This window comes from Kribbella sp. NPDC023972 (assembly GCF_040639075.1).
Lineage (GTDB): Bacteria > Actinomycetota > Actinomycetes > Propionibacteriales > Kribbellaceae > Kribbella.
The window spans coordinates 727,828-752,097 of record NZ_JBEZZH010000002.1; the positions used below are offsets into that span (position 1 = coordinate 727,828).

General features: G+C 69.2%; 22 protein-coding genes and 1 riboswitch. Of the genes, 9 read left to right on the forward strand and 13 right to left on the reverse strand.

Translation table 11 applies throughout. The features are described 5' to 3' along the window. Positions 1–936 carry a superoxide dismutase gene (locus AB0F43_RS12640; protein WP_360474347.1) on the reverse strand — a complete coding sequence of 312 codons (936 nt, stop codon included), beginning with the start codon at positions 934–936 and terminating at the stop codon, positions 1–3. 114 nt (positions 937–1,050) lie between these two features. Further along, the gene (locus tag AB0F43_RS12645; RefSeq protein WP_360474349.1) at positions 1,051–1,311 is read right to left on the reverse strand and encodes a hypothetical protein; all 261 of its coding nucleotides are present in this window, start codon (positions 1,309–1,311) and stop codon (positions 1,051–1,053) included. Positions 1,312–1,756: 445 nt separating this feature from the next. On the opposite strand from AB0F43_RS12645, the gene AB0F43_RS12650 reads away from it, so the two are divergent. Further along, positions 1,757–3,712 (forward strand): M13-type metalloendopeptidase, encoded by a 1,956-nt coding sequence (locus AB0F43_RS12650; RefSeq protein WP_360474351.1) that lies wholly within the window; start codon positions 1,757–1,759, stop codon positions 3,710–3,712. A gap of 234 nt (positions 3,713–3,946) precedes the next feature. Here the strand turns inward: AB0F43_RS12650 and AB0F43_RS12655 are convergent, their stop codons facing one another. From AB0F43_RS12655 to AB0F43_RS12700, 10 genes are all read right to left on the reverse strand, one after another. Continuing rightward, positions 3,947–5,566 (reverse strand): aminopeptidase P family protein, encoded by a 1,620-nt coding sequence (locus AB0F43_RS12655; protein WP_360474353.1) that lies wholly within the window; start codon positions 5,564–5,566, stop codon positions 3,947–3,949. Positions 5,567–5,609: 43 nt separating this feature from the next. Next, on the reverse strand, positions 5,610–6,047 hold the full coding sequence (gene panD, locus AB0F43_RS12660; RefSeq protein WP_360474524.1) for an aspartate 1-decarboxylase: 438 nt from the start codon (positions 6,045–6,047) through the stop codon (positions 5,610–5,612). 191 nt (positions 6,048–6,238) lie between these two features. Next, positions 6,239–6,664, reverse strand: coding sequence for a serine hydrolase (locus AB0F43_RS12665; protein WP_360474526.1), 426 nt, complete (start codon positions 6,662–6,664; stop codon positions 6,239–6,241). Between the two features lie 34 nt (positions 6,665–6,698). Next, complete coding sequence (locus AB0F43_RS12670; protein ID WP_360474355.1) at positions 6,699–8,894, reverse strand: MMPL family transporter; 2,196 nt, start codon at positions 8,892–8,894, stop codon at positions 6,699–6,701. 81 nt (positions 8,895–8,975) lie between these two features. After that, positions 8,976–9,677, reverse strand: coding sequence for a response regulator transcription factor (locus AB0F43_RS12675; protein ID WP_360474357.1), 702 nt, complete (start codon positions 9,675–9,677; stop codon positions 8,976–8,978). After that, positions 9,580–11,247 (reverse strand): histidine kinase, encoded by a 1,668-nt coding sequence (locus AB0F43_RS12680; protein WP_360474359.1) that lies wholly within the window; start codon positions 11,245–11,247, stop codon positions 9,580–9,582. The genes AB0F43_RS12675 and AB0F43_RS12680 overlap by 98 nt, the downstream gene beginning before the upstream one ends. 59 nt (positions 11,248–11,306) lie before the next feature. Then, positions 11,307–12,728, reverse strand: a complete 1,422-nt coding sequence (locus AB0F43_RS12685) for an FGGY family carbohydrate kinase (RefSeq protein WP_360474361.1) — start codon at positions 12,726–12,728, stop codon at positions 11,307–11,309. Then, positions 12,715–14,112, reverse strand: coding sequence for a trehalose-6-phosphate synthase (locus AB0F43_RS12690; protein WP_360474363.1), 1,398 nt, complete (start codon positions 14,110–14,112; stop codon positions 12,715–12,717). The genes AB0F43_RS12685 and AB0F43_RS12690 overlap by 14 nt, the downstream gene beginning before the upstream one ends. A gap of 6 nt (positions 14,113–14,118) precedes the next feature. Then, positions 14,119–15,120: a Gfo/Idh/MocA family oxidoreductase gene (locus AB0F43_RS12695; RefSeq protein ID WP_360474365.1), complete on the reverse strand. Its 1,002-nt coding sequence runs from the start codon at positions 15,118–15,120 to the stop codon at positions 14,119–14,121. Further along, on the reverse strand, positions 15,111–16,514 hold the full coding sequence (locus tag AB0F43_RS12700; protein WP_360474367.1) for an amidase: 1,404 nt from the start codon (positions 16,512–16,514) through the stop codon (positions 15,111–15,113). Before AB0F43_RS12700 ends, AB0F43_RS12695 begins: the two co-directional genes overlap by 10 nt. Positions 16,515–16,728: 214 nt before the next feature. Here AB0F43_RS12700 and AB0F43_RS12705 point away from each other — a divergent pair, with 214 nt between their 5' ends. The 3 genes from AB0F43_RS12705 to otsB are packed head-to-tail and all read left to right on the forward strand — an operon-like array spanning position 16,729 to position 18,491. Beyond that, on the forward strand, positions 16,729–17,037 hold the full coding sequence (locus tag AB0F43_RS12705) for a DUF3263 domain-containing protein (protein ID WP_131352967.1): 309 nt from the start codon (positions 16,729–16,731) through the stop codon (positions 17,035–17,037). Between the two features lie 3 nt (positions 17,038–17,040). Further along, the gene (locus AB0F43_RS12710; protein ID WP_360474369.1) at positions 17,041–17,661 is read left to right on the forward strand and encodes a LytR C-terminal domain-containing protein; all 621 of its coding nucleotides are present in this window, start codon (positions 17,041–17,043) and stop codon (positions 17,659–17,661) included. Then, complete coding sequence (gene otsB, locus AB0F43_RS12715; protein ID WP_360474371.1) at positions 17,658–18,491, forward strand: trehalose-phosphatase; 834 nt, start codon at positions 17,658–17,660, stop codon at positions 18,489–18,491. The genes AB0F43_RS12710 and otsB overlap by 4 nt, the downstream gene beginning before the upstream one ends. Here the strand turns inward: otsB and AB0F43_RS12720 are convergent. Further along, on the reverse strand, positions 18,457–18,924 hold the full coding sequence (locus AB0F43_RS12720) for a hypothetical protein (RefSeq protein ID WP_360474373.1): 468 nt from the start codon (positions 18,922–18,924) through the stop codon (positions 18,457–18,459). The two genes, otsB and AB0F43_RS12720, sit on opposite strands and share 35 nt — an antisense overlap. Before the next feature lie 326 nt (positions 18,925–19,250). Here AB0F43_RS12720 and AB0F43_RS12725 point away from each other — a divergent pair, with 326 nt between their 5' ends. The 5 genes from AB0F43_RS12725 (at position 19,251) to AB0F43_RS12745 (ending at position 24,253) form a co-directional block, all read left to right on the forward strand. Beyond that, positions 19,251–20,108: a DNA-3-methyladenine glycosylase 2 family protein gene (locus AB0F43_RS12725; protein ID WP_360474375.1), complete on the forward strand. Its 858-nt coding sequence runs from the start codon at positions 19,251–19,253 to the stop codon at positions 20,106–20,108. A 27-nt stretch (positions 20,109–20,135) separates the two neighbouring features. Continuing rightward, complete coding sequence (locus tag AB0F43_RS12730; RefSeq protein WP_360474377.1) at positions 20,136–21,374, forward strand: cation:proton antiporter; 1,239 nt, start codon at positions 20,136–20,138, stop codon at positions 21,372–21,374. Positions 21,375–21,529: 155 nt separating this feature from the next. Next, entirely contained in the window at positions 21,530–22,495 is a 966-nt protein-coding gene (locus AB0F43_RS12735) for a helix-turn-helix domain-containing protein (RefSeq protein ID WP_360474378.1), read from the forward strand. Positions 22,496–22,560: 65 nt separating this feature from the next. After that, a riboswitch (SAM riboswitch) is annotated at positions 22,561–22,701 on the forward strand. 11 nt (positions 22,702–22,712) lie between these two features. Further along, the gene (gene thrC, locus AB0F43_RS12740) at positions 22,713–23,981 is read left to right on the forward strand and encodes a threonine synthase (protein ID WP_360474380.1); all 1,269 of its coding nucleotides are present in this window, start codon (positions 22,713–22,715) and stop codon (positions 23,979–23,981) included. Next, entirely contained in the window at positions 23,978–24,253 is a 276-nt protein-coding gene (locus AB0F43_RS12745; RefSeq protein ID WP_360474382.1) for a ubiquitin-like small modifier protein 1, read from the forward strand. The genes thrC and AB0F43_RS12745 overlap by 4 nt, the downstream gene beginning before the upstream one ends. The last annotated feature ends 17 nt before the right edge of the window (positions 24,254–24,270 follow it).

The following is a 24,270-nucleotide window of genomic DNA, read 5'->3' on the forward strand; positions in this document are numbered from 1 at the left end:
TCAGCGCCGTACCGCTGTCACCCAGTACGGCGTGGTGGGCGTCGGCTCGGTGTTGAAGCGAGCGTTCGGCAGGTAGAGACGCTTGCCGAAGGCAGCGACCGTTGTCGGGATGTCGAAGTCCGGACTGGTGATCACACGGACCAGGGAGCCCTTGGTGCCGGCCCGGTTGAGTTTGACCACCGCGACCCGGTTCAGCTGGTTCTGTACGACGTACAGGGTCTTGCCGATCACCAGCAGGCCGTCGCCGTTCGTCATGGTGGCGTTGAGCTTGATCCGCTTGGTAACTCCGGTCCACGGGTTCACCCGGAAGAGCAGTCCGGTGTTGGACTGCACGATGATCAGCGCGCGCCGGTCCGGTGTCAGCGCGATGCCGTTCGCGTTGAAGCCGGGCTGGTGCACGTAGTCGCCGGTCAACGGGATCGTGCGTACGGCGGACTGCGGTGCCAGCTTGCCGTGGCGACCGAACGGCACCTTGTAGATGACGGGCTTCTGCGAGTCGGTGAACCACGCGGCCTTGAAGCCCAGGATCACGTCGTTGACGAACGTCGGAGGGCCGGCGGCCAACGAGTACGTCTTGAGGATGTCGCCGGTGCGGGAGTCGACCACGCGCGCGTCGCCGGCCGGGCCGCCCGAGACGAACAGCCGGCCGCGGTTGTCCACCTTCAGCCCGACTGACGGCGTACCAGGACCTTGGCTGATCACCCTGCCCTCGCCGGTCCGCAGACTGGCGGCATAGATGTCGCCGTCCGCGCGTGAGCCGAAGTACGCAATCCCTTTCCGGATCGCGATGCCCTCCGGCAGGAAACCGTTCGGCAACTCGATCCGCGTCGGGAACGTGTGGGACGTGGTGGTCGCCGGGGCCGGCGTACCGACCACGCTGACGATCAGGGCGGATAGGCCGAGCGTGATCCCCAGCCGGCGAACAAGGTGTGGCATGAGCAGGTTCCTCCCCGGTCTACGCCGCGGAGTCGGCTTCGCGTGCCCCAGACGGCCGACGTGGCGGCTCGTTGTGCCTTCACCGTAGGACAACGGGCCGCCGCCGTGAACGGTTCAGCGTGGCACTGCGGTGACCCAGTACGGCGTGGTCGGAGTGGGCGGCTGGACGTTGAAACGAGCGTTCGGCAGGTAGAGGCGGGAGCCGAAGGCGGCCGCGGTGGTGGGTACGTCGAATTCCGGGCTGGTGATCTCGCGGACCAGGTGTCCCTCGGTGCCGGACGGGTTGATGCTCAGTACCGCGATCTTGTTCAGCCGGTTCTGGACGACGTACAGCGTGGTGCCGATGACCAGGAGGCCGTCGCCGTTCGTCATCACGAAGTCGCCGATTCTCTGCGTCGCGCCGGTGTCTGGGTCGACCCGGAACAGGAAGCCGGTGGCCGACTGGACGATGATCAGCGCCTTGCCGTCGGGGTGAGTGCGATGCCGTTGACGTTGTTGACATCCGGGACGTGCTGGTAGCCCCCGCTGGACGCGATGGTCTGGACCGCGGACTGCGCAGACAGTTCGCCCTGAAGACCGGTCAGGGCACGGTGATCACCCAGGGACCGGGGACGGGCTCGCTCGGTATGACGAAGCCGAGCATCAGCGCGGGGACGCTGAGGACGGCGGTGAGCCGACGGACAAGGCGTGGCATGGGCGGGGTTCCCTGTTCTTTTACCCGGTCAACGGCACGGGCCTGTGGATAGTTCACGGCCTCGCCGGCGGGGATTGGGTACTGTCGCTGGCAGCAGGATCACCGGGCTGAAGGAGTGGGGCAGGGATGACAGCAGGGATCGACATTTCGGGTCTGTCCGACACGGTACGGGCGCAGGACGACCTGTACCGACACGCGAACGGGCCGTGGCTGGAGCAACACGAGATCCCAGCGGACAAGGCCATCTACGGTGCCTTCCACGCGCTGTCGGACACGGCCGAGCAGGACGTCCGCGCCATCGTCGAGAAGGCGGTCGCCGCCGGCCATCCGGAGGGCAGTGAGGCGCGCAAGGTCGCCGACCTCTACACCAGCTTCATGGACACCGAGACGATCGAGCGGCTCGGCGCCGAGCCGATCGCCGACCAGCTCGCTCTGGTCCGCGACATCGCCGCCGTGGGCGACCTGGCCGCCGCGCTCGGCACGCTCGAACTGCAAGGCGTGTCCGGCATCTTCCACACCTGGGTCGACGCCGACGCGAAGAAGTCTGACGAGTACATCGTCTACCTCATGCAGGGCGGTATCAGCCTGCCCGACGAGTCGTACTACCGCGAGGACACCTTCGCCGAGATCCGTACGGCGTACGTCGCGCACGTGACGCGGATGCTCGAGCTGGCCGGGCTGCCCGATCCGGCCGGTGCCGCGGAGCGAATCATGGAGCTGGAGACGCGGATCGCGGCCGGCCACTGGGACCGGGTCAAGAACCGCGACGTCACACTGACCTACAACAAGGTCGACCGGGCCGGGCTCGAGGAGCTCACGCCTGGGTTCGACTGGTCCCGCTGGCTCGAGGGCGCCGGCGTACCGGCGAGTGCCATCGAGCACGTCGTCGTCCGCGAGCCGGACTTCTTCACCGCGGCCGCCGGCGCGCTGCGGGAGGTCGAGCTCGACCGGTGGAAGGAGTGGCTGAGCTGGCGGATCGTGCACGACGCGGCGCCGCTGCTGAGCCAAGCGTTCGTGGACGAGAATTTCGCCTTCTACGGCAAGACTTTGACCGGTGCGCCCGAGCTGCGTGAGCGGTGGAAGCGCGGTGTCGGCGTGGTCGAGTCCGCGCTCGGTGAGGCGCTCGGCAAGCTGTACGTCGCCGAGCACTTCCCGCCGGCCGCGAAGGCCCGCATGGTCGAGCTGGTCGAGAACCTGGTCAAGGCGTACCGGCAGCGGATCGAGACGCTCGACTGGATGGGCCCCGACACCCGACGGCGCGCGCTGGACAAGCTCGGCACCTTCCTGCCGAAGATCGGCTACCCGGACAAGTGGAAGGACTACAGCGCGCTCGAGGTCGATCCGGCCGACCTCGTCGGCAACGTCCGCCGATCGGTCGCGGTGGAGACCGCGCGCGAACTGGCCAAGCTCGGGCAGCCGGTCGACCGGTCCGAGTGGAAGATGACACCGCAGACGGTCAACGCGTACTACAACCCGCGGATGAACGAGATCGTCTTCCCGGCCGGCATCCTGCGCCCGCCGTTCTTCGACCTGGACGCCGACGACGCGGTCAACTACGGCGCGATCGGCGCGGTGATCGGGCACGAGATCGGTCATGGCTTCGACGACCAGGGCTCCCGGTTCGACGGCGACGGCAACATCAACGACTGGTGGACCGACGACGACCGGACCGCCTTCGAGCAACGGACCGACAAGCTCGTCGCGCAGTACGACGCCCTGTCACCGGCCGAGACACCGGGACAGCACGTCAACGGCAAGCTCACCCTCGGCGAGAACATCGGCGACCTGGGCGGCCTGTCGATCGCGTACGTCGCCTACCAGTTGTCGCTCGACGGCGCCGAGCCCCCGGTCATCGACGGACTGACCGGAAGCCAGCGTTTCTTCCTCTCCTGGGCAAACGCCTGGTCGACCAAGACCCGCCCGGAAGAGGCAGCCCGCCGCCTGGCGATCGACCCCCACTCACCCCCGGAGTTCCGCTGCAACGCAGTCGTCAAGAACATCGACGAGTTCCACCAGACCTTCGCCACCACCGAGTCCGACGGCATGTGGTTGGCGCCGGAGGAGCGCGTCCGCATCTGGTGACCCCAAATTCCGCAACCAGGCCATCGTCCAAACGGCAGCCACCGAGGCCAAGGTCAGGCGGTACGCCGCATCCCACCTCGCCTCGTTGATGCGCGGACCCTCGGCAGGCCCGCCCACTGCACGGACCGTGGTAGCTCGGTTCACGTGGAAACCCCGGCAGCTCGCCGTTGCAGGCGGCGGGCTGCCGGGTCGGTGATGGGGAAGCGCGCGCGGCGTGCGCACGCGGATGGGGGGTTAGGACGACATCCAGTTTTGGAGGCCCTCGATGTCGCGGGGCATGGCGGCGGAGAGGTTTTCGGTGCCGTCTTCGGTGATCAGGATGTCGTCTTCGATCCGGATGCCGATGCCGCGGAGATCCTCCGGCACGGTCAGGTCGTCGGACTGGAAGTACAGGCCCGGCTCGACAGTGAGCACGTAGCCGGTCTGCATGGTGCCCTTGCGGTACTTCTCCTCCCGCGCGGCCGAGCAGTCGTGCACGTCGAGGCCGAGCATGTGGCTGACGCCGTGCAGGGTGTAGCGCTGGTAGAGCATGCTCTCCGGGTCGAGCGCTTCCTCGGCCGACACCGGCAGCAGTTCCATCGCGTCGAGACCGTGCACGATGACCTCCATCGCGGCCTCGTGACCGGCGCGGAACTGCGCGCCCGGCCGGAGCGCGGCGATACCGGCGTTCTGCGCGTCGAGCACCAGCTGGTACAGCTCACGCTGCCGCGGGGTGAACTCACCGCTGACCGGCAGCGTACGGGTGATATCCGCGGTGTAGAGCTGGCGGTTCTCCACGCCCATGTCGAGCAGCATCAGCGTGCCGTCGACGACCGGTCCGTCGTTCTCGATCCAGTGCAGCGTGGTCGCGTGCGGTCCGGCCGCGGCGATCGAGGTGTACCCGACATCGTTGCCTTCGGCCCGGGCCCGGCGCCAGAACGTGCCCTCGATCCAGCGTTCGCCGTACTCGCGCACCTTGTCCATCTCCGCGAGTACGTCGGAGAAGCCGCGGTGGGTGATCGCGACGGCGTTGCGCAACTGCTCGATCTCGAACGGGTCCTTCACCAGCCGGAGCTCGGACAGCGTCGCGGCCAACTCCCGGTCCCGGTCGGCGTCGGTCTTCGCGCCACTCAGCAGCGTGGCAATCGACGCGTCCTCGCCCCGCCGTACTCGGGTCGGTACGTCGCCCTTCAGCGCGTCCGCGAGCCGGTCGACGTGCCGGGTCTCCAGGCCGAACTCCTTCGCGGTCTCGGTCAGCGACGGACGCCGGCCGGCCCACAGCTCGCCGTACATCCGGTCCCGCCAGAACTCCTCGCCTTCGCCGCGGTCGGCGCGCGGGCGGAAGTACAGGACCGCGTCGTGGCCGCTGGTCCCGTTCGGCTCCAGCACCAGGACCGCGTCGGAGGTCTGGTCGCCGGCCAGCCAGACGTAGTCGGTGTGCGGGCGGAAGACGAAGTCGGTGTCGTTCGACCGAACCTTGTACGTACCGGCCGGAATCACCAGCCGCTCGCCCGGGAACGCCTGCGACAGCGCGTCCCGCCGCTTAGCCGCCCACACCCCGACGTCGCTGAGCGTCACGTCCTGCCGCTCGGAGTCGGCCCAGCCCGAGTTCATGAACGCCCGCAGCTTGGGGTTCGGCTCGGTGTCATGCGACGCCGTCTTCGGCGCCGCTCCACCCTCCCCACCAGCCCCCGCCTCGCCGGTCGCGGCGTCGCCGACCGCGGTCGCGTCGGCCGCCTTCACGGTCTCGCCTGCTGCCGTCTCGCCGGTCGCGGTGTTGCCGACCGCGGTTGCGTTGGCCGGGGTGGCGGTCTCGGGGGTGGTGTTGTCCGCTGCGGTGCTGGCGGCTGCGGTGGTCTGGGTCGTGTCGGTCATCGTCGACCAGTCCTCATCTCGGCGCGGGGTGTGCGATTCAGCGTCAGGTCGCCTCAGGCACGACCTGGGTATGCAGTTGGTCGCCGCGGAGCGTGCCGCTGTCGGGCAGCGCCTCGGCGGGGTCGGAGCCGATGCGGGTGATCGCATTGTGCTCGTCCACGAAGACTACGCTCGGCTCGAAAACCTTCGCCTCCGCGGTGTCGAACATCCCGTACGCGATCAGGATGACCAGGTCACCCGGATGGATCAGGTGCGCCGCCGCCCCGTTGATCCCCACCACCCCGGACCCGCGCGGCCCTTCGATCAGGTACGTCGACAGCCGATTCCCGTTGGTGATGTCGACGATGTCCACCTTCTCGCCGGGCAGCAGATCCGCCGCCTCCATCAACGCCGCATCCAGCGTGCAGGACCCCACATAGTCCAGATCCGCCTGCGTCACCGTCGCCCGATGCACCTTCGACTTCATCATCTCCCGCCACATGCGCGCCATGATCCAACCCCACCCCCACCTCGTCTGTAACCCCCATCACCCAACCGGTTCACCCCTCCAGCCAGTTGCGCTTGGACCGGGACATGAAAAGTCCCGAACGCCATCAAGCGGCGGTGAGGGAACGCCTCCCGGGGCGGTGCCTACCGAGGTCGGCGGTTGCTGATCTCCTGATCGGGGTTGGGCTAGTGGTCTTCTCGAGGGTCGGGCTGGTGGTCGTGGGCTGGGGTCATTTGCGCTAGCAGGTTGAAGCCGTGGTGGTCGACTGAGGTGGAGGTTGCGGACATGAGGACGACCGCTGTGCGGGCTGAGCGATCGAGTCCGAGCCAGGTGCGGAATCCGCCGGTGCCGCCGTTGTGCCAGGTGACGAGGCGGTGGTCGTGCTCGAGCGTGATCCACGCGGCGCCGATGCGTGCGGCCCGTCCGGAGAAGTTCGCGACGGGGTCCAGTGCGGCAGTGCCGGGTGCGCTGCCGTCGAGTAGTGCGGCCGTCAGACGGGCCATGTCGCGGATCGACGCGCGGATGCCACCGGCGGGTCCGACCGCTTCACCGTCCAGGGTTGTCGTGGCCGTCCCGACCTGCTTGTGCCGATCAACGCGCCAGGGCGCAATTGATCGGGGGTTGCAGGAACGTAGAACACGGTGGTTAGCGGGTGCTTAGTTCGGGTTCGCGGGGTTGGGGAGTGGGTGGGAGGTGTTGGCGGAGGGAGTCGCCTTCTACGTCCACGTCGGGGAGGAGGCGGTTGAGCCAGCGGGGGAGGTACCAGGCGGAGCGGCCGAGGAGGGCCATGACGGCTGGGACGAGGGTCATGCGTACGACGAAGGCGTCGATGGCGACCGCGAGGGCGAGGCCGAAGCCCATTTCGCGGATCAGGGTCTGGCTGGACAGGATGAAGCCGGAGAAGACGGCAGTCATGATGACCGCTGCGGCGGTGACGACGCGGGCGCCGTGGGTGAATCCGTCGACGACGGCGGCTCGGGGCTCGGCGCCGTGGACATGTTCCTCCCGCATCCGGGTGACCAGGAAGATCTGGTAGTCCATCGCGAGGCCGAAGACCACGCCGATCAGGAAGATCGGCAGCATGCTGATCACCGGACCGGTCTGCCCTTCGATCCCGAACAACCCGGCCAGCCAGCCCCACTGGAACACCGCGACCACCGCACCGAACGTCGCCGCGACCGTGAGCAGGAAGCCGAGCGTCGCCTTGAGCGGCACCAGCAGCGACCGGAACACGAGCATCAGCAGCAGGAAGGCGAGACCGACCACCAGCAACAGGTAGGGCACCAGGGCGTCGCGGAGCTTGTCGGAGAAGTCGATGCCGATACCGGTGGCGCCCGTGACGGCCACTTCGGCCCGATCGTTCTCCGGCAGCGCCCGGATCGCCTCGACCAGGTCGCGTGTCTGCGTCGTACCCGGACCACTGGCCGGGATGACCGTCAGCAGCGCCGTGTCTCCTGCTGGGTTGAATGTCGGTGGCGTCACCATCGTCACGTCCGGCAGACCGCGTACGGCGGCCACCGTGGCGCTGGCCGCAGCCCGCGGATCGGCGGACCCGCCCGCGTCGACCACCACCATCAGTGGACCGTTGAACCCGGGGCCGAAGCCCTCGGAGAGCAGGTCGTAGGCCTTGCGCTGAGTGGAGTCGGGTGCCGCGGTGCTGTCGTCGGGTAGCCCGAGCTCGAGATCGGTCGCCGGGATCGCCAGCGCACCGAGACCGATCACAGTCACCAGCAACACTGCCACTGGCCGACGGGTCACGAACTGGGCCCAGCGGCGCCCGGCGGTCATGCGTCCGGCCGCTTCGGGGTCACCGGAGCGCAGACCGGGAATCCGTCCGCCGAGGACTCGCCGCCCGGCGAAGCCGAGGAGCGCGGGTAGCAGCGTCAGCGCGATCGCGACGGCGAGTACGACGGTGAACGCCGCGGCCAGACCCATTTGGGTGAGGAACGGAATGTCGACGACGAACAACCCGGCCAGTGCGATCACCACGGTCAGCCCGGCGAACACCACCGCGGATCCGGCGGTCCCGACCGCCCGGCCGACCGCCTCCTCGGGTTCCAGTCCGGTGCTCAGCTCATTGCGGTAGCGCGACATGATGAACAACGCATAGTCGATCGACACCGCCAGACCGATCATCAAGGCGAGAATCGGCGTACCGGAACCGATGTCGATGAAGCCCGTGGCGGCGGTGATCGCGGCAACTCCGATTCCGATCCCGATGATTGCCGACAGCAACGGGAGACCGGCCGCGACCAGTGAGCCGAAGGTGATCAGGAGGACGACGGCGGCCACGCCGATACCGATCACCTCGGTCAGGCTCTGCTCGTCCTGCACCTGCATGGCGTCACCGCCGTACTCGACCGTGAGGCCGGCCGCGCGGGCCGGCTCGACCGCGGCGGCCATTGCCTCCTGGGCTTCGGGCGTCACCTCCTGGGCGGTGACGTCGTACGTGACCTGCGCGTACCCGGTGCGGCCGTCGTCGGAGATGGCCTTGGTGGTGAAGGGATCCAGGACGCGGGCGACCTGCGGCGCGGCCTCGACCCGGGCGAGCGTCTGCTGCACCTGCGCGGTGGTGGCGGCGTCGGTCAGCGTTCGGCCGGGCGGGGCCTGGAAGACGATGCGAGCGGTCCCGGCGTCCGCACCGGCTTGCGGGAAGCGATCGTTGAGCAGATCCGCCGCGCGCTGCGACTCAGTGCCCGGGATCGAGAAGCCGTCGGCGGTCGGTCCGGACAAGGTGGCCGCACCAGCGACACCCGTGGCCAGCAGACCAAGCCACACCAGCACCACCAGCCGGCGCCGGCGGAAAGCGAACCGGCCGAGCCGGTAGAGGAAGGTTGCCATGCCGCCGATCGTTCCGGCCGGGCGTTGTAGCCGTCGTCGGTCAGGCGTGGGCTTCTCGACGTACTGCGGACGCCGTACGAGCTACTGCGTTTGCGGTACGTCGGCGGACGGTAGCGTCGTACCGGGACGGACCAGGCCGGTTTGATAGGCGATCACGACCAACTGGGCACGGTCGCGGCAGTCAAGTTTCACCATGGCGCGGTTGACGTGCGTCTTCGCCGTCGACGGGGACAGCACCAGGCGTTCGGCGATCTCGTCGTTGGTCAGCCCGAGGGCGACCAGGCTGACGATCTCGCGTTCGCGGTCGGTGAGCGCGTCGAGGACGGACGGGCCGACGTCCTGACCGATCCGGGGCTCGGCCAGGAATCGGTTCATCAGACCACGGACCGCCTTCGGTGAGAGCAGCGCGTCGCCGCGGGCGACCACCCGGATCGCGTTGATCAGCTCGGCCGGCTCGACGCTCTTGCCGAGGAATCCGCTGGCGCCGGCCCGGATCGCCTCGAAGACGTACTCGTCCACCTCGAACGTGGTCAGGATCAGCACCTTCACCCCGGCCAGCGCCGCGTCCGCGGTGATCAGCCGGGTCGCCGCGAGCCCGTCGACCTCCGGCATCCGGATGTCCATCAGGATCACGTCGGCCCGCTCGGTCCGGGCCAGCTCGACCGCTTCCCGGCCGTTCGAGGCCTCAGCAACGACCTCCAGATCTGAGGCTGAGTTCACCAGCACCCGGAACCCGCTGCGGATCAGCGTCTGGTCGTCGGCCAGCAGCACCCGGATCGTCACCTACAACTCCCGTCTCGAAAGGAAGAACAGCATGCACACCGAACCCACCACCCGGCTCCGGCCCGGCCCTGAGCTCGCCCCCAACCGCCGCCACCCGCTCCCGCATCCCGAGCAGCCCGTGCCCAGCACCGGACCGCCCTCCGCCGGGGTGAGGCGCGGAGGAGGTGTCGCGCGGTGCTGTGGAGGAGGTGCCGGCGTGGGGTGTGAAGCGGGAGGTGCCGCGCGGTGGGGTGGAGGGCGTGGGGGAGGTGGTGCCGGCGTGAGGCGCGGAGGAGGTGTCGCGCGGTGCTGTGGAGGAGGTGGCGTCGGCGTGGGTCGCGGGGCGGGGGGAGGACGTGGCGCTGGTCCGGTCCCCACCGGGATGAGATGTGGGGGAGGTTGCGCTGGGCTGGGCGGCGCTGGTGTCGGGTGTGGGGAAGGCTGCGCCGAGCAAGGCTCGCGAGGGTGGAGAGGAGCTGCCGTCGGGGCGGGTCCCGTTGGGGTGGTGGGGTGCGGCTGGGGTCAGGGGTGGCGGTTGGCTGGTGCTGGGGTGGTTTGGGGCCGGGTTGGTGATGTGGATGGTCAGGGCGCCTGGTTGGTGGGTCAGGCGGATTTGGGCGGGGGCGCCGGGGGCGTGTTTGAGGATGTTGGTCAGGGATTCCTGGATGATGCGGTACGCCGCCAGTTCGATGACGTCTGGGAGGGGGTCGATCTCCGCTGGCGGCTGCCAGTCGACCTCTACGCCTGCGGCAGCGAACGACTCGATCAGCGAGCCCAGCTCCTGGAGCGACGGTGCCGGTGCTGTCGGCAACAAGCTGCCGCGGCGCAGCACACCGAGGAGGACGGTGAGCTCCTGGAGGACCGTGCGGCCGCCGGAGCGGACCAGGGCGAGGGCACGCTCGGCCTCCTCGGGCTGGTCGCGCAGGACGTGGGCGGCAACGCCTGCCTGCACGTTCATCAAGGCGATGTGGTGCGCGATCACGTCGTGCAGCTCGTGGGCGATTCGGAGCCGCTCCTCGATCACCCGGCGCTGCGCCTCCTCCTCGCGGGACTGCTCCGCCCGCAGCGCCCGCTCCTCCAGCTCCGCCTGTAGTGCGCGCCGGTACCGCACCGCTTCGCCGACCGCGCCCGCGAACAGGACCAGCAACATCAGTCCGATGTTGTCGAGCACGTTGCCGTCGGAGACCGGGGCATCCGCGATCAGCGTCACCAGCGCCACCACGACGACCGCGGTCGAACGGGTCCTTCGGTCCTTCTCCATCACGACCGTGTAGACCGCGCACGCCATGAACAGGACGATCGGGCTCTTCCCCTGCTCGATGATCAGGTAGGTGGTCGTGACGGCCGTGGTCACCCCGAGCACCACCAACGGCGCAAACCGGCGCAGGGCGAGTGCGATCGCGGCCACGACGGACAGCACCACGACCGTCGGCGTCAGCGGGATCCGCTCACCCACCTGCCGGCTGCCCGGCACGATCAGGTTGAGCGCCAGCAGCGTCAGTGCGAGGCCATGGTCCAGCGCCAACGGGTGCCACTTGAAGTCGCGGCAGAACCGCAGCAGCGCGCCCATTCCCTCACAGTACGTGCTCACCCACCGAAACCACGTCGTCCAGCGGCCGTATCCGCGTCGTACCGCGAACGCAGTACAGGTCAGCCGGTCGACGCCTGAACAGCCAGTTCCCGAAGGGCCGCGTACCGCGGGCGGAGCTGGGCGACGCGTGCGACCTCCGCATCCACAGGCGTCAGGTGCTCGCCACCCGGCTCGGGGGACAGACCGAGCGCGACGGCCGCCGCGCCCCGGGCGCCGACCTCGGCCTCCGCACACACAGTCGCCGGCCGGGCGAACGTCGCGGTCAGGCACTGCCGCCACCACGCGGACGCGTCGATCCCGCCACCGCCCAGCACCACCGAGAGGTCACGCCCGAACAGCGAGTCCAGCATCCGCAGCCCGCGGTCGATCTCCAGCGACGCCCCTTGCAGCGACGCCGCGAGCAGATCCGCGCCGGTGTCGTCGAAGGACAGCCCGAAGTACACCCCTGACCCGCTCGGTACGGTCGCCGGCGGCCGCGTCCCCGCCTGGAACGGGATCGCGATCACCCGCGACGACCCGATCTCGACACCGATCGGCTCGGCGGAATCCAGCTGCAGTACGCCGGTCAGCCACGCATGCAGATTGCCCGCGGCCGAGAACGCCATCCCCGTCACCGCACGCTTGTCGTCCACCCGGTAACGCCACAACTCCCAAGGCAACTCGGGTGCGTCGGCGATCGGATGCACCACTCGTACGGCGGCCGACGTCCCGACGGTCACCGCCGCGGTCGTCTCGTCGTACCCACCGGTCCCGACGTTCGACGCGGCACCGTCGCCCGTCGGTGGATGCACCGGTACGCCGACCAGCGCCGGCCAGCGTCGGGAGAACTCAGGCGACAGTGCGCCGGTCCACCCGGTCGGGACGATCGGCGGCAACAGCTCGGCCTTGGCGCCGGCGATCTCCAGCGCCTCCTCGTCGTACACACCGCGGGCGAGATCCAGCGTCCCGGTCCCGGACGCGATCGACACCGACGTCACGCGCTCGCCGGTGAGACGCTCCAGCACCAGGTCCGGCAGGCCGGCGAACCCGGCCGCTGAGCCCTCGGAGAGCAGCCAGGGGATCCGTCGCGTCCAGTACAGCCGGTGCAGCCAGGAACCGGTGCGGGCATGGAAGGCGTGCTCGTCGAACGACGGTCCGAGGTCCAGCTCCACCGACCGGGTGTCCGCCCAGGTGATCACCGGGGTGAGCGCCGCGCCCTTGTTGTCCAGGGCAACGATCGAGTGCCATTGCGAGGACAGCACGATCGCGCCGATGTCGTCCAGGTGCCCGTTCTGCTGCAGTTCGTCCAGGCAGCCGAGCAGGCCCTCGACGTACTCGTGCAGGTCGAGTGTGGCCGAGCCGCCGGTCGCGTAGGTCGGCGAGATCTTGTACCGCGCGAGCGCACCCGGGACCGGGGCGGCGTCGGCGGCGGACAGCACCAGCGCGCGGGCGGACGACGTACCGAGGTCGAGGGCGAGCACCCGGCCGTCAGTCTTCGTCATGCAGTGCCTTCAGGAAGCTGGCGGCCCAGACGTTCACGTCGTGCGCGGCCAGGTGCTTGCGCATCGCCTTCATCCGGCGGCCGAGCTGGCGGTCGTCGGTGTTCATCGCGTCGACGATGGTGTCCTTCATCCCGTTGATGTCGTGCGGGTTCACCAGGAAGGCCTGCCGGAACTCGTCGGCCGCACCGGCGAACTCGCTCAGCACCAGCGCGCCGGTGTCGTCGTACCGGCAGGCGACGTACTCCTTGGCGACCAGGTTCATGCCGTCGCGCAACGGCGTCACCACCGCGACGTCCGCGGCCCGGAACAGGGCGGCCATCTCGGTCCGCGAGTACGACGTGTGCAGGTAGTTGATGGCCGGCGTACCGATCCGGCCGTGCTCACCGTTGATCCGGCCGACCAGCAGCTCGATCTCGTCCCGCAGCACCCGGTACTGCTCGACCCGCTCGCGCGACGGCGTGGCCACCTGGAGGAACACCGCGTCGTCGACGGAGACGCGCTTCTCGTCCAGCAGTTCGCCGAACGCGCGCATCCGTTGCCGGATGCCCTTGGTGTAGTCGAGCCGATCCACGCCGAGCAGCACATGGGCGGGGTTGCCGACCTCGCGGCGGATCTCCTCCGCGCGGGCCTTGGTCTCCGGCTGCCGGGCCAGGCTCTCCAGCTCGCCGACATCGATCGAGATCGGGAACGCCTTGGCCCGGACGATCCGGTCGTCGGGCAGGTGGATCCGGTCGCCGCGGGTGCGCAGGCCCATCCGGTTACGGGCCAGGCGGGCGAAGTTCGAGGCGGCTCCGGGCCGCTGGAACCCGACCAGGTCCGCACCCATCAGGCCGTCCAGGATCTGCCGGCGCCAGGGCATCTGCGCGAACAGCTCGGTCGGCGGGAACGGGATGTGCAGGAAGAACCCGATCCGTACGTCGGGACGCAGCCGGCGCAGCATCGCCGGGACAAGCTGCAGCTGGTAGTCGTGCACCCACACGTCGGCGTTGTCGTCGGCGGCGTCCGCGGCGGCCTCGGCGAACCGCCGGTTCACCGCGACGTACGACTCCCACCACTCCCGGTGGAACTCGGGCGCCACGATCACGTCGTGGTACAGCGGCCACAGCGTCGCGTTGGAGAAGCCCTCGTAGTACAGCTGCACGTCCTCGGCCGACAGCATCACCGGCACCAGGTGCATGCCGTCGTTGTCAAAGGGATCGACCTTCTCGTCGGCACTGCCGGTCCAGCCGATCCAGGCACCGTGGTGCCCTTGCATCACCGGGGCCAGCGCGGTCACCAGCCCGCCTGGGCTCCGCCGCCACGCAGTACTGCCGTCGGGCATCTCGATCCGGTCGACGGGAAGGCGATTGGCCACCACTACGAAGGAACTACGTCCGTTCGGCATCTGCTGTTATCCACCCAGGTCTTCGTTGTCACCGGGGTACCTGACCCCGATCTGTCTACGGGTCTCGTCGAGCAGCTCGAGGATCTCGACCGTCGCGGCATGCGGCAGTGATGGCACCTCGACGAGACCGTTACGCAGCGCGCGCATCACTTCGGCCGCTTCATAGTGGTACCCAATTCCATGCGTTGGTACGTCGATCCGCTCCTGGCCGGCCGCCGTACTGCGCACGTAGTACTCGGGATGGTGGAAGCGGTGCGGGAGCAACAGGCTGCCTTCCTGACCGCTCACCGAGGCCGTCCACGGGTTCTGCGAGCGCAGGCCGCAGGTCAGCGCGGCGACCGCGCCGGAGTCGTACCGCCAGGCCATGGCCACGTTGAGGTCGACGCCGTCCTCGTTCAGCGAGCCGACCGCCTTCACCTCGGCGGGCCGGCCCAGCGCCATGTAGGTGAACGTCATCGGGTAGATGCCGCCGTCCATCAGCGAACCGCCGCCCAGCGCGGGGTCGAGCAGGCGGGCGGGCAGCGACGGCTTGTGGAAGGCGAAGTCCGCGACCACCTGCTGCGGCTCGCCGATCGCGCCGCTCGCCAGGTCGGCGAAGAACGCCTGGATGACGGGGTTGGCCCGCATCCACATGGCCTCGGCGAACAGTGTCTTGTGCTCGGTCGCGACCGCGATCAGGTCCCGGGCCTGCTTGGCCGTCAGCGTGACAGGCTTCTCGCACAAGACGGCGATGCCTGCCTGGAGCGCGGCCCGGGCGACGGCGTAGTGCTGTGGGTGTGGCGTGCCGATGTAGAGCACGTCGACGGTGCCGGAGTCGATCAACCGGCGGTAGTCGTCGTACGCGTGCTCGATACCGAACTCGGCGGCGAACCGGTCCGCGCTGTGCTGGGCCCGGGACGCGACCGCGGTCACCACGGCATCGTCGGCGAGCAGCTTCAGATCCCTGGTGAACGACGTGGAGATGTTGCCAGTAGCAACGATACCCCACCTGACGCGATCTACACCCACTGTGTGAACTCCGGGGTCGGGAACGGACCGTCTGCAGCGATTCTCGCTGTTTCGAACGCGTGAGCCAAGCGAATGAGCGTGGCATCACTCCGGCTGGTCCCGCTGAAGGTGATCCCGACCGGCAGCCCGGCGACTAGCCCGGACGGCACCGAGAGCAGCGGATAACCCGCCAGCGCGGCGTGTGAGGACGAACTGCCGAGCACGTGGTCGCCGTTGACCAGGTCGATGGTCCAGGCCGGGGAGTACGACGGGGTGACCAGCGCGTCGAGCTGGTTGTCCCGGAGCAGATCGTCGATGCCGTCCCGGCCCGCTCGAAGTGCGGTCAGCCGCGAGGCCACGTAGATGGGGGAGCTCAGGCCGTCCGTGGTTGCGGCCCGCTCGAACAGCTCCTGGCCGAACCACTGGAGCTCGACGTCCGCATGCTCCTTGTTGAACGCGATCAGGTCGTCCAGCGTGCGCGGGCCGCCTGGAACGCGTGTCGCCAGGTACGCCGCCAGGTCCACCTTCAGCTCATGCGCAAGCACCTGCAACTGGTCCTCGTCGCCACCAGGACTCGGCAGCGACAGGTGGTCGACCAGAGTGGCGCCACAGCGGCTGAGGATCCCCAGAGCGTGCTCGGTGACCAGGTCGAGCCCTGTCGAGTAGCCCCACAGCGGCCCTCGCGGTACGCCGATGCGCACATCGCTGAGGTCCGCACCACGGCAGTGCTGGGTGTAGTCGGTCCTGCCGCCTGTCAGCACGGTCAGTAGGGCAGCAGCCTGGGAGACCGTCTTGGTCATCGGTCCGGCGGTGTCCTGCGAGTGAGAGATCGGCACGATGCCCTGCTGCGGTACCAGCCCCACTGTGGGCTTCAGGCCGACGATGCCGTTCAGTGCGGCCGGGCAGACAATCGATCCGTTGGTCTCGGTGCCGATGGCGTAGTCCGCCAGACCTGCCGCGACCGCCGCGCCCGATCCACTCGACGAGCCGCCGGCGGAGCGGTTCAGCGCATACGGGTTGCGGGTCAGGCCGCCGTACGCGCTCCAGCCGGAGGAGGATGCCGAGCCGCGGAAGTTGGCCCATTCACTCAGGTTGGTCTTGCCCAGGACGACACAGCCGGCCGCACGCAGTCGCCGTACCAGTGGAGCGTCCTGCGGGGGCGGCGGCTGGTCGGCCAGGGCCAGGGAGCCGGCCGTGGTCGGCAGGTCGGCCGTGTCGATGTTGTCCTTCACCAGGACCGGTACGCCGTGCAGCGGCCCACGGACTCGACCTTCGTCACGCTCTGTGTCGAGTTGGGCGGCATGGGTGAGAGCGGCGGGGGCGGGCGTGCAGATGGCGTTGACCAGCGGGTCCACCTCACGGCTCCTGGCCTGCAGCTCTTCCACCAGCGCCACGCTGGAGAGAGTTGAGCTCACTCAAACGATCCTGCCAGAGTTGATTGAGGTCGGGTGTGGCGATCGCGCGCCTACTGCGCGGCACTCGGCACGGCACCTCCACACCCCACCTGGTCCGGCTGCCGAGCCAACGACACGGTCCGTGTCGCCATGACGGTGAATGACATCGCTGTTGTTCAGCACGTACAGTGGAGCGCGGACGGACGATCACCGACCGCACAGGAGTCAGCAGCAGATGGACAGCGCCAACGCCAGCTCTCCCGGCCCCGCCGAGGCTGCGCCGCCGGCCGTCGCCGGACTCTCCGAGCGTGACGGCGCGATCCTCGCCTTCGAGCGCCACTGGTGGAAGTACGCCGGGGCCAAGGAGCAGGCGATCCGGGACCAGTTCCAGATGTCCGCGACCCGGTACTACCAGGTGCTCAACGCGCTGATCGACCGGCCCGAGGCGCTGGCTCACGACCCGCTGCTGGTGAAACGGCTGCGCCGATTGCGCGCCGCCCGCCAGCGAGCCCGCTCGGCACGCCGCTTGGGTATCGAGGTCTGAGACATGGGCCGCCCGAAGGACGACAAGGGCCAGGTCCTCTCGTCCCTCGTCGCCGTGCTGGCCGTCGTCGCGATCGTGGCCGGACTGCTGGTGCTGTTCGGCACCCGCGGTAACGACAGCACCGCGGACGAGGCATCCGGTACGAGCACGCCCTCGCCGAAGCCGCAGCCGACGGGTGGACCGTCCACGGTCGGCGCGAGCGTGCCCAAGCCGACCGCCGAAGGCACCACAACGACTCCGGCGCCGACCTCCACGCCCACGCCGACGACCGAGCCCAGCAGCGAGCCGACCACCGCGCCGCCTGCCACCACCCAGCCGCCGGCGACGCAGCCGACCACGATCCCGCCGGAGCAGCGTCCGGCGGTCGAGATCTACAACAACACCGCGCGCAAGGGCCTGGCCGACTCGGTCGCCGGCCGCGCGCGGCAGGCGGGCTGGACCGTGGCCGGCGCCGACAACTGGCGCGGCAAGGTCGCCGCCAGCACCGTGTACTACCCGCCAGGAATGCTCGACGCCGCCAACCAGCTCGCCCGGGACCTCGGTGTCGGCCGGACCAAGGGCGCGCTGGACAACATGAAGAAGGACCGGCTCACCGTGATCCTCACCTCGGACTACACCGGATGAGTACGCCGACCATCCAGACAGAGGCCGGACGCGAGGGCTGGGAGGCGATCGTCGCCGATCCGGCCACCGCGGTGATCTCGACGGACTTCGACGGCGTCCTGTCGCCGCTGGTCGAGGATCCGGCCCGGGCCCGGCCGGTGGAGGGCGCACTCGACGCGCTGGCCCGGCTGGCCCGCTCAGTGGACCAGGTGGCCATCGTCACCGGTCGCCCGGCCTTGGTTGCCACCGAGCTGACCGGTGTCACCGGCCACCCTGGCCTCGGGCGTCTCGTCGTACTCGGGCACTACGGGCTGGAGCGGTGGGACGCGGCCACGGGGACGGTGATGAGTGACCCGGTTCCGTCCGGTGTGGCCGAAGCACGCGAGCGGCTGCCTGGGTTGCTGCGGGAGCTGGGGCTGTCTGACGCCTTCGTGGAAGACAAGGAGAGCTCGCTGGCGGTTCACACCCGTCGGATGGCGGATCCGGTCGGTGCGCTTGAGAGGCTGCGTACGCCGCTGACCGAGCTGGCCGAGTCGACAGAGCTTCGGCTGGAGCCGGGGAACCTGGTGCTGGAGCTACGGCCGCCGGGTGTCGACAAGGGGGTCGCACTGCGCCGCCTGCTCGGTTCCACGGGCGCTCAGTCGATCCTCTACGGCGGAGATGATCTCGGCGACCTGGCGGCGTACCGGGCGATCGAGGAGCAGCGCAAGGCCGGTCTGAAAGCGGTGCTGCTGGCCACCCGGTCCTCGAACGCAACCGAGTTGATCGAGGCCGCGGACATCGTGGTGGACGACCCCACCGGTGTGGTGACCGTGCTCACGGCTCTTTCGGACGCGATCGCAGCACGCTGAACGTCTGCGCGAGTGTCTGACCGAACGACTGGATCGGCCGTTCGACGTACCCGCCGTCCTTGAGGTTCGCGAGCCGCTCGAACGGGTTCCGCGAGGCCGGATCCCCGGTGAGCACCCACGAGATGACGACGCCCACGACGTACAGCGGCCACAACGGCAGCCCGATCAGGCAGAAGTACTGCCACGAGTGCCGCTCCTCGTGCCGCACCAGCGCCTCGTCGTCGAAGTACGCCTGCTCATGCTTGCTGAGCACCACGTTCCCGATCGTGAACGCACCCGCCATCGGAAACTTCACCTTGTACCCGTTCGCGAAGACCAACCCGCGCGGCCCCCGACTGAACCGAGCCCGCCCAATGACCCCGACGACCAGCCCAGCCACCGTCGACAGGTTCAGGAAGTTCCCCACCACCTTCACCCAAAACCACCGACCCATGCCTCAGTATCAGCCCCCACCCCGCCCACGAAGGTGCGGGGTTTGGGTTCGGGACCGAAGCCAGTGCGTCGAGTGGAGTGAGTCTGCCACCGGTAAGCGCTTGCCGGCTGTACACCCCTCACACTCGATGCGCTCCCCTCACTCGCTTTGCGCTCCGCAGACTCACCCCGCTCGACCTCTTGGGGAGAGATGGCGCCGCGGTTGTCCGTGGGGTGGGTAAGACTTGGGCGGTGAGATCGGTGGTGCGGGTTTGGCGGGCTGGGCGGGTGGTGGATCCGCATTCGGTGATTGGGGGGTTGCGGAAGGGGCCTGGGGATCCGGCGTATGTGTTTGATCCGGTACGGCGTTCGGTGTGGCGGGCCACGCGGACGCCGGATGGGCCGGTGTTGCTGCGGCTGACGCCGTACGCGTCGACGGGGGAGGTGGAGGCGGAGGCGTGGGGGCCGGGTGCCGCGTGGGCCCTGGATGGGGTGCCGGAATTGCTGGGGGAGGCGGACAGCTGGGACGGGTTCGAGCCGTTGCCGGAGCACCGGGCGCTGGTGGACGCGGCGCGGCGGTTCCCGCACGTCCGGGTGCCGCGGACCCGAGCTGTCTTCGAGGCGATGGCCGCCGCCGGGATCGAGCAGGTCGTCACCGGCAAGGAGGCGTTCCGCGCGTGGCGGCTGCTGCTCCGCGAGTACGGCGAACCCGCGCCAGGACCGCAACCACCGGACGGCCGCACCATGATGGTCCCGCCGGCACCGGAGGAGTGGAGGCTCATCCCCTCCTGGCAGTGGCTGCGTGCAGGCGTCGAGAGCCGCCGGTCGCGGGTCGTCATCACCGCCGCCACCCGGGCCAAGGCGTTGGAGCGAACGCTGGAGCTGACCGACTCGGCGGAGATCGAGCGGCGGCTGCGGTCGCTGCCCGGTGTCGGGGTGTGGACGGCCGCCGAAGTGCGGCAACGGGCGCACGGTGACGCGGACGCGTTCTCGTTCGCGGACTATCACGTCTCCCGCAACGTCTCGTACGCCCTGATCGGCGAGGAACTCGACGACGACGGTTGCGCCGAGCTCATTGAGCCGTACCGCGGCCACCGCTTCCGCGTCCAGCGCCTGCTGGAGCTCGCCGGCATCGGCCACCCCCGCTACGGACCCCGCAAGTCCCTGCCGACCCACACCCCCGGAGCCACGCATCGCTTGAGGTAGTCACGCGCTGGGTACCCGACCGGCACCATGACGATCGACGGGGACGGCCTCTACCTGGTCGCGGGTCTGGCCCTCCTCGTCGGCGCCGTTCTGCCCCGTCTGCTCGAGCAGTACGCCGTCTCCGCACCGATCGCCTTCCTCGGCGCCGGACTGCTACTCGGCCTGGCCGTCGACCGTACTCACCTCAGTCCGATCGCCGAACCCGAGCTCACCAAGCACCTGGCCGAACTGACCATCCTGATCGCCTTGACGGGCGTCGGCCTCGCCATCGACCGGCCGATCGGGTGGCGCCGCTGGAGCGTGACCTGGCGTCTGCTGCTGGTCGCCATGCCCGCCTGCATCGCCGCCGTCGCCGGCGCGGGCTGGCTGCTCGGGCTGGCGCCCGCGACCGCCCTGTTGCTCGGTGCCGTCCTCGCTCCGACCGATCCGGTGCTGGCCTCGGACGTCCAGGTGCAAGGGCCGACGACCGGTCCGGGTGCCGAGCCCGAGGAGGACGACGAGGTCCGGTTCGCGCTCACTTCTGAGGCGGGGCTGAACGACGGCCTGGCCTTCCCCTTCGTGTATGCCGCGGTGTTCGCGGCGACCAAGGGCGCGGTGGGCGACTGGGCGATCCAGTGGTTCGCGTGGGACCTGATCGGCCGGACCGTGATCGGCGTCGCCGTCGGCGGCGGCGTGGGCTGGCTGCTCGGCAAGATGGCCTTCTCCGCACGCTCGCGCACCTTCCGCCTGGCGGACTCGCGCGAACCCGTGCTGGCTCTCGCGATGACGCTGGGTGCGTACGGTCTCGCCGAGGTGCTGGACGGCTATGGCTTCATCGCGGTGTTCGTCGCGGCGCTGGGGTTGCGTTCGGCCGAACGAAGCCACGACTTCCATGAGGAACTGCACGGGTTCATCGAGCAGCTCGAACACATCCTCACCTGGGGGATCCTGCTGCTTCTGGGGGTCGCGATCACGGCCGGGTTGCTCGAGCCGCTGACCTCGGCCGGTGCCGCGCTCGGGGTTCTGCTGGTACTGGTGATCCGTCCACTGACCGCCTGGGCGGCCCTGGCCGGGACGCCGCTGCGGCGATCCGAGCGGTGGGTGACCGCGGCGTTCGGGATCAGGGGTGTCGGGTCGGTGTTCTATCTGGCGTATGCGGGCGCCGACTTCCGCACCGACCTGCCGTGGTTGTGGGCGACCGTCGGCTTCACCGTCGTGCTGAGCGTGGTTGTTCACGGCGTTGCGGTGACGCCGCTGATGCGGATGCTCGACCTCCGCCGGACCTGAACACCCAGGCGGGCGGCTCGATCCCGTGACGGATCGCGCTGGCGGCGTGGATTCCGGCTGCGATCTCCTTCAATACCTTGAACATGTCTCCATCGTCCAAGGGCCGGCCCGCGCGCAGAAGTGGCGCGAACGACGACTATCGCTAAGATAATGACATGGGTCAGCGCACTGTTTCAGTCCTCGGGTACGACGGGATGACTGCCTTCGAAGCGGGCATCGTGATCGAGGTGTTCGGGCTGGCCTGGCCGGATATCGACCAGCCCTGGTACGAGTTGAAGGTCTGCACCGAGACGCCCGAGCCGATCCGTGTGCTCGGCGGTGCCACGTTGAGCAGCCCGCACGGCCTGGAGGAGTTCGCGGCCGCGGACACGGTCGTCATCCCGAGTGTCGCCGATCCCGGTGCTGATACCTCCGGAGAGCTGATCGAGGCGCTGCGGACGGCCCATCGAAGGGGTGCCAGGATCGTGTCGATCTGCTCGGGCGCGTTCGCGCTGGCGGCCGCCGGCCTGCTCGACGGCCGGCGCGCCACCACCCATTGGCGGTACGCCGACCTGCTGCGCGAGCGTTATCCGAAGATCGTCGTGGATCCGGAGCCGCTCTACACCGACGAAGGCGACGTACTCACGAGCGCGGGATGTGCCGCCGGGCTGGACCTGGCCCTGCACCTGGTCCGGAAAGACCACGGCGCGGCCGTGGCGAACGCGGTGGCTCGGCGGCTCGTGATCCAGCCCTACCGGTCCGGCGGCCAGGCGCAGTACATCGAGTCCCCGGTGCCGCCCGACCCCGATGACGCCTCGGTCGCTCGGAGCCTGGGCTGGGCGCTCGAACATCTCGCCGAGCCCATCGGCGTACCGGATCTGGCCAAGCAGGCCGGGTTGTCGCCGCGGACGTACCTCCGGCACTTCGTGAAAGCGACCGGGACGACACCGGGCAAGTGGCTGATCGCCCAGCGGATCCAGGCGGCGCTGACCATGCTGGAGACCGGGGACGCGCCGGTGGAGGAGATCGCACTGGCGGCCGGCTTCGCCACCCCGGTGACGCTGCGGCACCACTTCGCCAAGCAGCTCCACACCTCGCCGTCGGCGTACCGCCGTACCTTCCGGGCCCGGCGGGAAAGCTGAGATCGGCTGTCTCGGATAGTGGGAACTGAAGACACAATATGGACCCGATTGGGTAACCTCGGGGGAGCTCATCCAGAGGGACTGAGGGAAACGGCCCGTTGAAGTCCCGGCAACCCTCCCCGTTGAGGTCCCAGTCCGGGGCCCTCGCGGCGGAACGGTGCCAAATCCGTCCCGCGCCGAAATCCGGTGACCGGGGAAGATGAGAGGGGAACCTCACATGAGCCTGACCGCCGCCTCGACCACCCACACCCTCCGTGAAGGTGCCTTCGGCAACGGTACGCACCTGAGCTGTCGCGCGTGTGGGGCGAAGTCGCCGCTCGGTCCGTTCTACGCCTGTACGGAGTGCTTCGGTCCGCTCGAGGTCGGGTACGAGTACCCGACCATCACCCGGGAGCAGATCGAGGCCGGCCCCAAGAACATCTGGCGCTACCAGCCGCTGCTGCCCGTCCCCGTCGACGTGGCCAGCTTCCCGAACACCGAGCCCGGCTACACCCGGCTGATCGACGCCGGCAACCTGGCCCGCGAGCTCGGCCTGCGCAAGCTGTGGGTGAAGGACGACTCCGGCAACCCGACCCACTCCTTCAAGGACCGCGTGGTCGCGAGTGCCCTGAGCGCCACCCGCGAGCTCGGCATGAAGGTCTTCGCCTGCCCCTCCACCGGCAACCTGGCCAACGCCGTGGCCGCTGCCGCGGCCCGGGCCGGTATCCGCTCGGTCGTGTTCATCCCGCACGACCTCGAGCGCCCCAAGGTGATCACCACCGCCGTGTACGGCGGCACCCTGGTCGCCGTCGAGGGCAACTACGACGACGTGAACAAGCTGGCCTCGGAGATCGCCGGCGAGGAGGAGGGCTGGGCGTTCGTCAACGTCAACGTCCGCCCGTACTACTCCGAGGGCTCCAAGACCCTGGCCTTCGAGATCGCCGAGCAGCTCGGCTGGCGGCTGCCACAGCAGATCGTCATCCCGGTCGCCTCCGGTTCGCAGCTGACCAAGATCGACAAGGGCTTCACCGAGCTCGGCAAGCTCGGCCTGGTCGACGCGACCGACTACAAGGTGTACGGCGCCCAGGCCACCGGCTGCTCGCCCGTCGCGCAGGCGTTCCGGGACGGGTACGACGTGGTGAAGCCGGTGAAGCCGGACACCATCGCCAAGTCGCTCGCGATCGGCAACCCGGCCGACGGGCCGTACGTCCTGGACGTGGCCCGGCGTACCGGAGGTGCGATCGAGGACGTCACCGACGAAGAGGTTGTCGAGGGTATCCAGCTGCTGGCCCGGACCGAGGGCATCTTCACCGAGACCGCGGGTGGCGTGACGGTCGCGACGCTGAAGAAGCTGATCGAGTCCGGTCAGCTCGACCCCGAGGCCGAGACGGTGATCATCAACTCCGGCGACGGGCTGAAGACGCTCGACGCCGTGGCCGACCGGGTCGGCCCCAAGGTGACCATCCCCGCGTCGTACGACGCCTTCGTGAAGGCAGGATTGCAGTGAGTGTCAGTGTTCGGGTACCGACCATCCTGCGGCCCTACACCCAGGGGGCGTCCTCAGTCAGCGCCGAGGGGGCGACGCTGAGCGAGGTGCTCGAGTCGCTGGACAGCTCGTACCCGGGGATCAAGGCCCGGGTGCTGGACGAGTCCGGCGAGCTGCGGCGGTTCGTGAACGTGTACGTCGACAACGACGACGTCCGGTTCGCCGACGGCCTGCAGACGTCGATCAAGGACGGTGGCGAGATCTCCATCATCCCCGCGGTCGCCGGCGGCTGACGCTAAGGCACCATTGC

Bases quoted from the DNA above. Each gene is read 5' to 3' on its own strand.
- AB0F43_RS12650 (WP_360474351.1), top strand. From the start codon at position 1,757: ATGACAGCAGGGATCGACATTTCGGGTCTGTCCGACACGGTACGGGCG.
- AB0F43_RS12670 (WP_360474355.1), bottom strand. From the start codon at position 8,894: ATGGCAACCTTCCTCTACCGGCTCGGCCGGTTCGCTTTCCGCCGGCGC.
- AB0F43_RS12640 (WP_360474347.1), bottom strand. From the start codon at position 936: ATGCCACACCTTGTTCGCCGGCTGGGGATCACGCTCGGCCTATCCGCC.
- thrC (WP_360474380.1), top strand. From the start codon at position 22,713: ATGAGCCTGACCGCCGCCTCGACCACCCACACCCTCCGTGAAGGTGCC.
- AB0F43_RS12685 (WP_360474361.1), bottom strand. From the start codon at position 12,728: ATGACGAAGACTGACGGCCGGGTGCTCGCCCTCGACCTCGGTACGTCG.
- AB0F43_RS12705 (WP_131352967.1), top strand. From the start codon at position 16,729: ATGGACAGCGCCAACGCCAGCTCTCCCGGCCCCGCCGAGGCTGCGCCG.
- AB0F43_RS12720 (WP_360474373.1), bottom strand. From the start codon at position 18,924: ATGGGTCGGTGGTTTTGGGTGAAGGTGGTGGGGAACTTCCTGAACCTG.
- panD (WP_360474524.1), bottom strand. From the start codon at position 6,047: ATGTGGCGGGAGATGATGAAGTCGAAGGTGCATCGGGCGACGGTGACG.
- AB0F43_RS12735 (WP_360474378.1), top strand. From the start codon at position 21,530: ATGGGTCAGCGCACTGTTTCAGTCCTCGGGTACGACGGGATGACTGCC.
- otsB (WP_360474371.1), top strand. From the start codon at position 17,658: ATGAGTACGCCGACCATCCAGACAGAGGCCGGACGCGAGGGCTGGGAG.
- AB0F43_RS12730 (WP_360474377.1), top strand. From the start codon at position 20,136: ATGACGATCGACGGGGACGGCCTCTACCTGGTCGCGGGTCTGGCCCTC.
- AB0F43_RS12655 (WP_360474353.1), bottom strand. From the start codon at position 5,566: ATGACCGACACGACCCAGACCACCGCAGCCGCCAGCACCGCAGCGGAC.
- AB0F43_RS12690 (WP_360474363.1), bottom strand. From the start codon at position 14,112: ATGCCGAACGGACGTAGTTCCTTCGTAGTGGTGGCCAATCGCCTTCCC.
- AB0F43_RS12710 (WP_360474369.1), top strand. From the start codon at position 17,041: ATGGGCCGCCCGAAGGACGACAAGGGCCAGGTCCTCTCGTCCCTCGTC.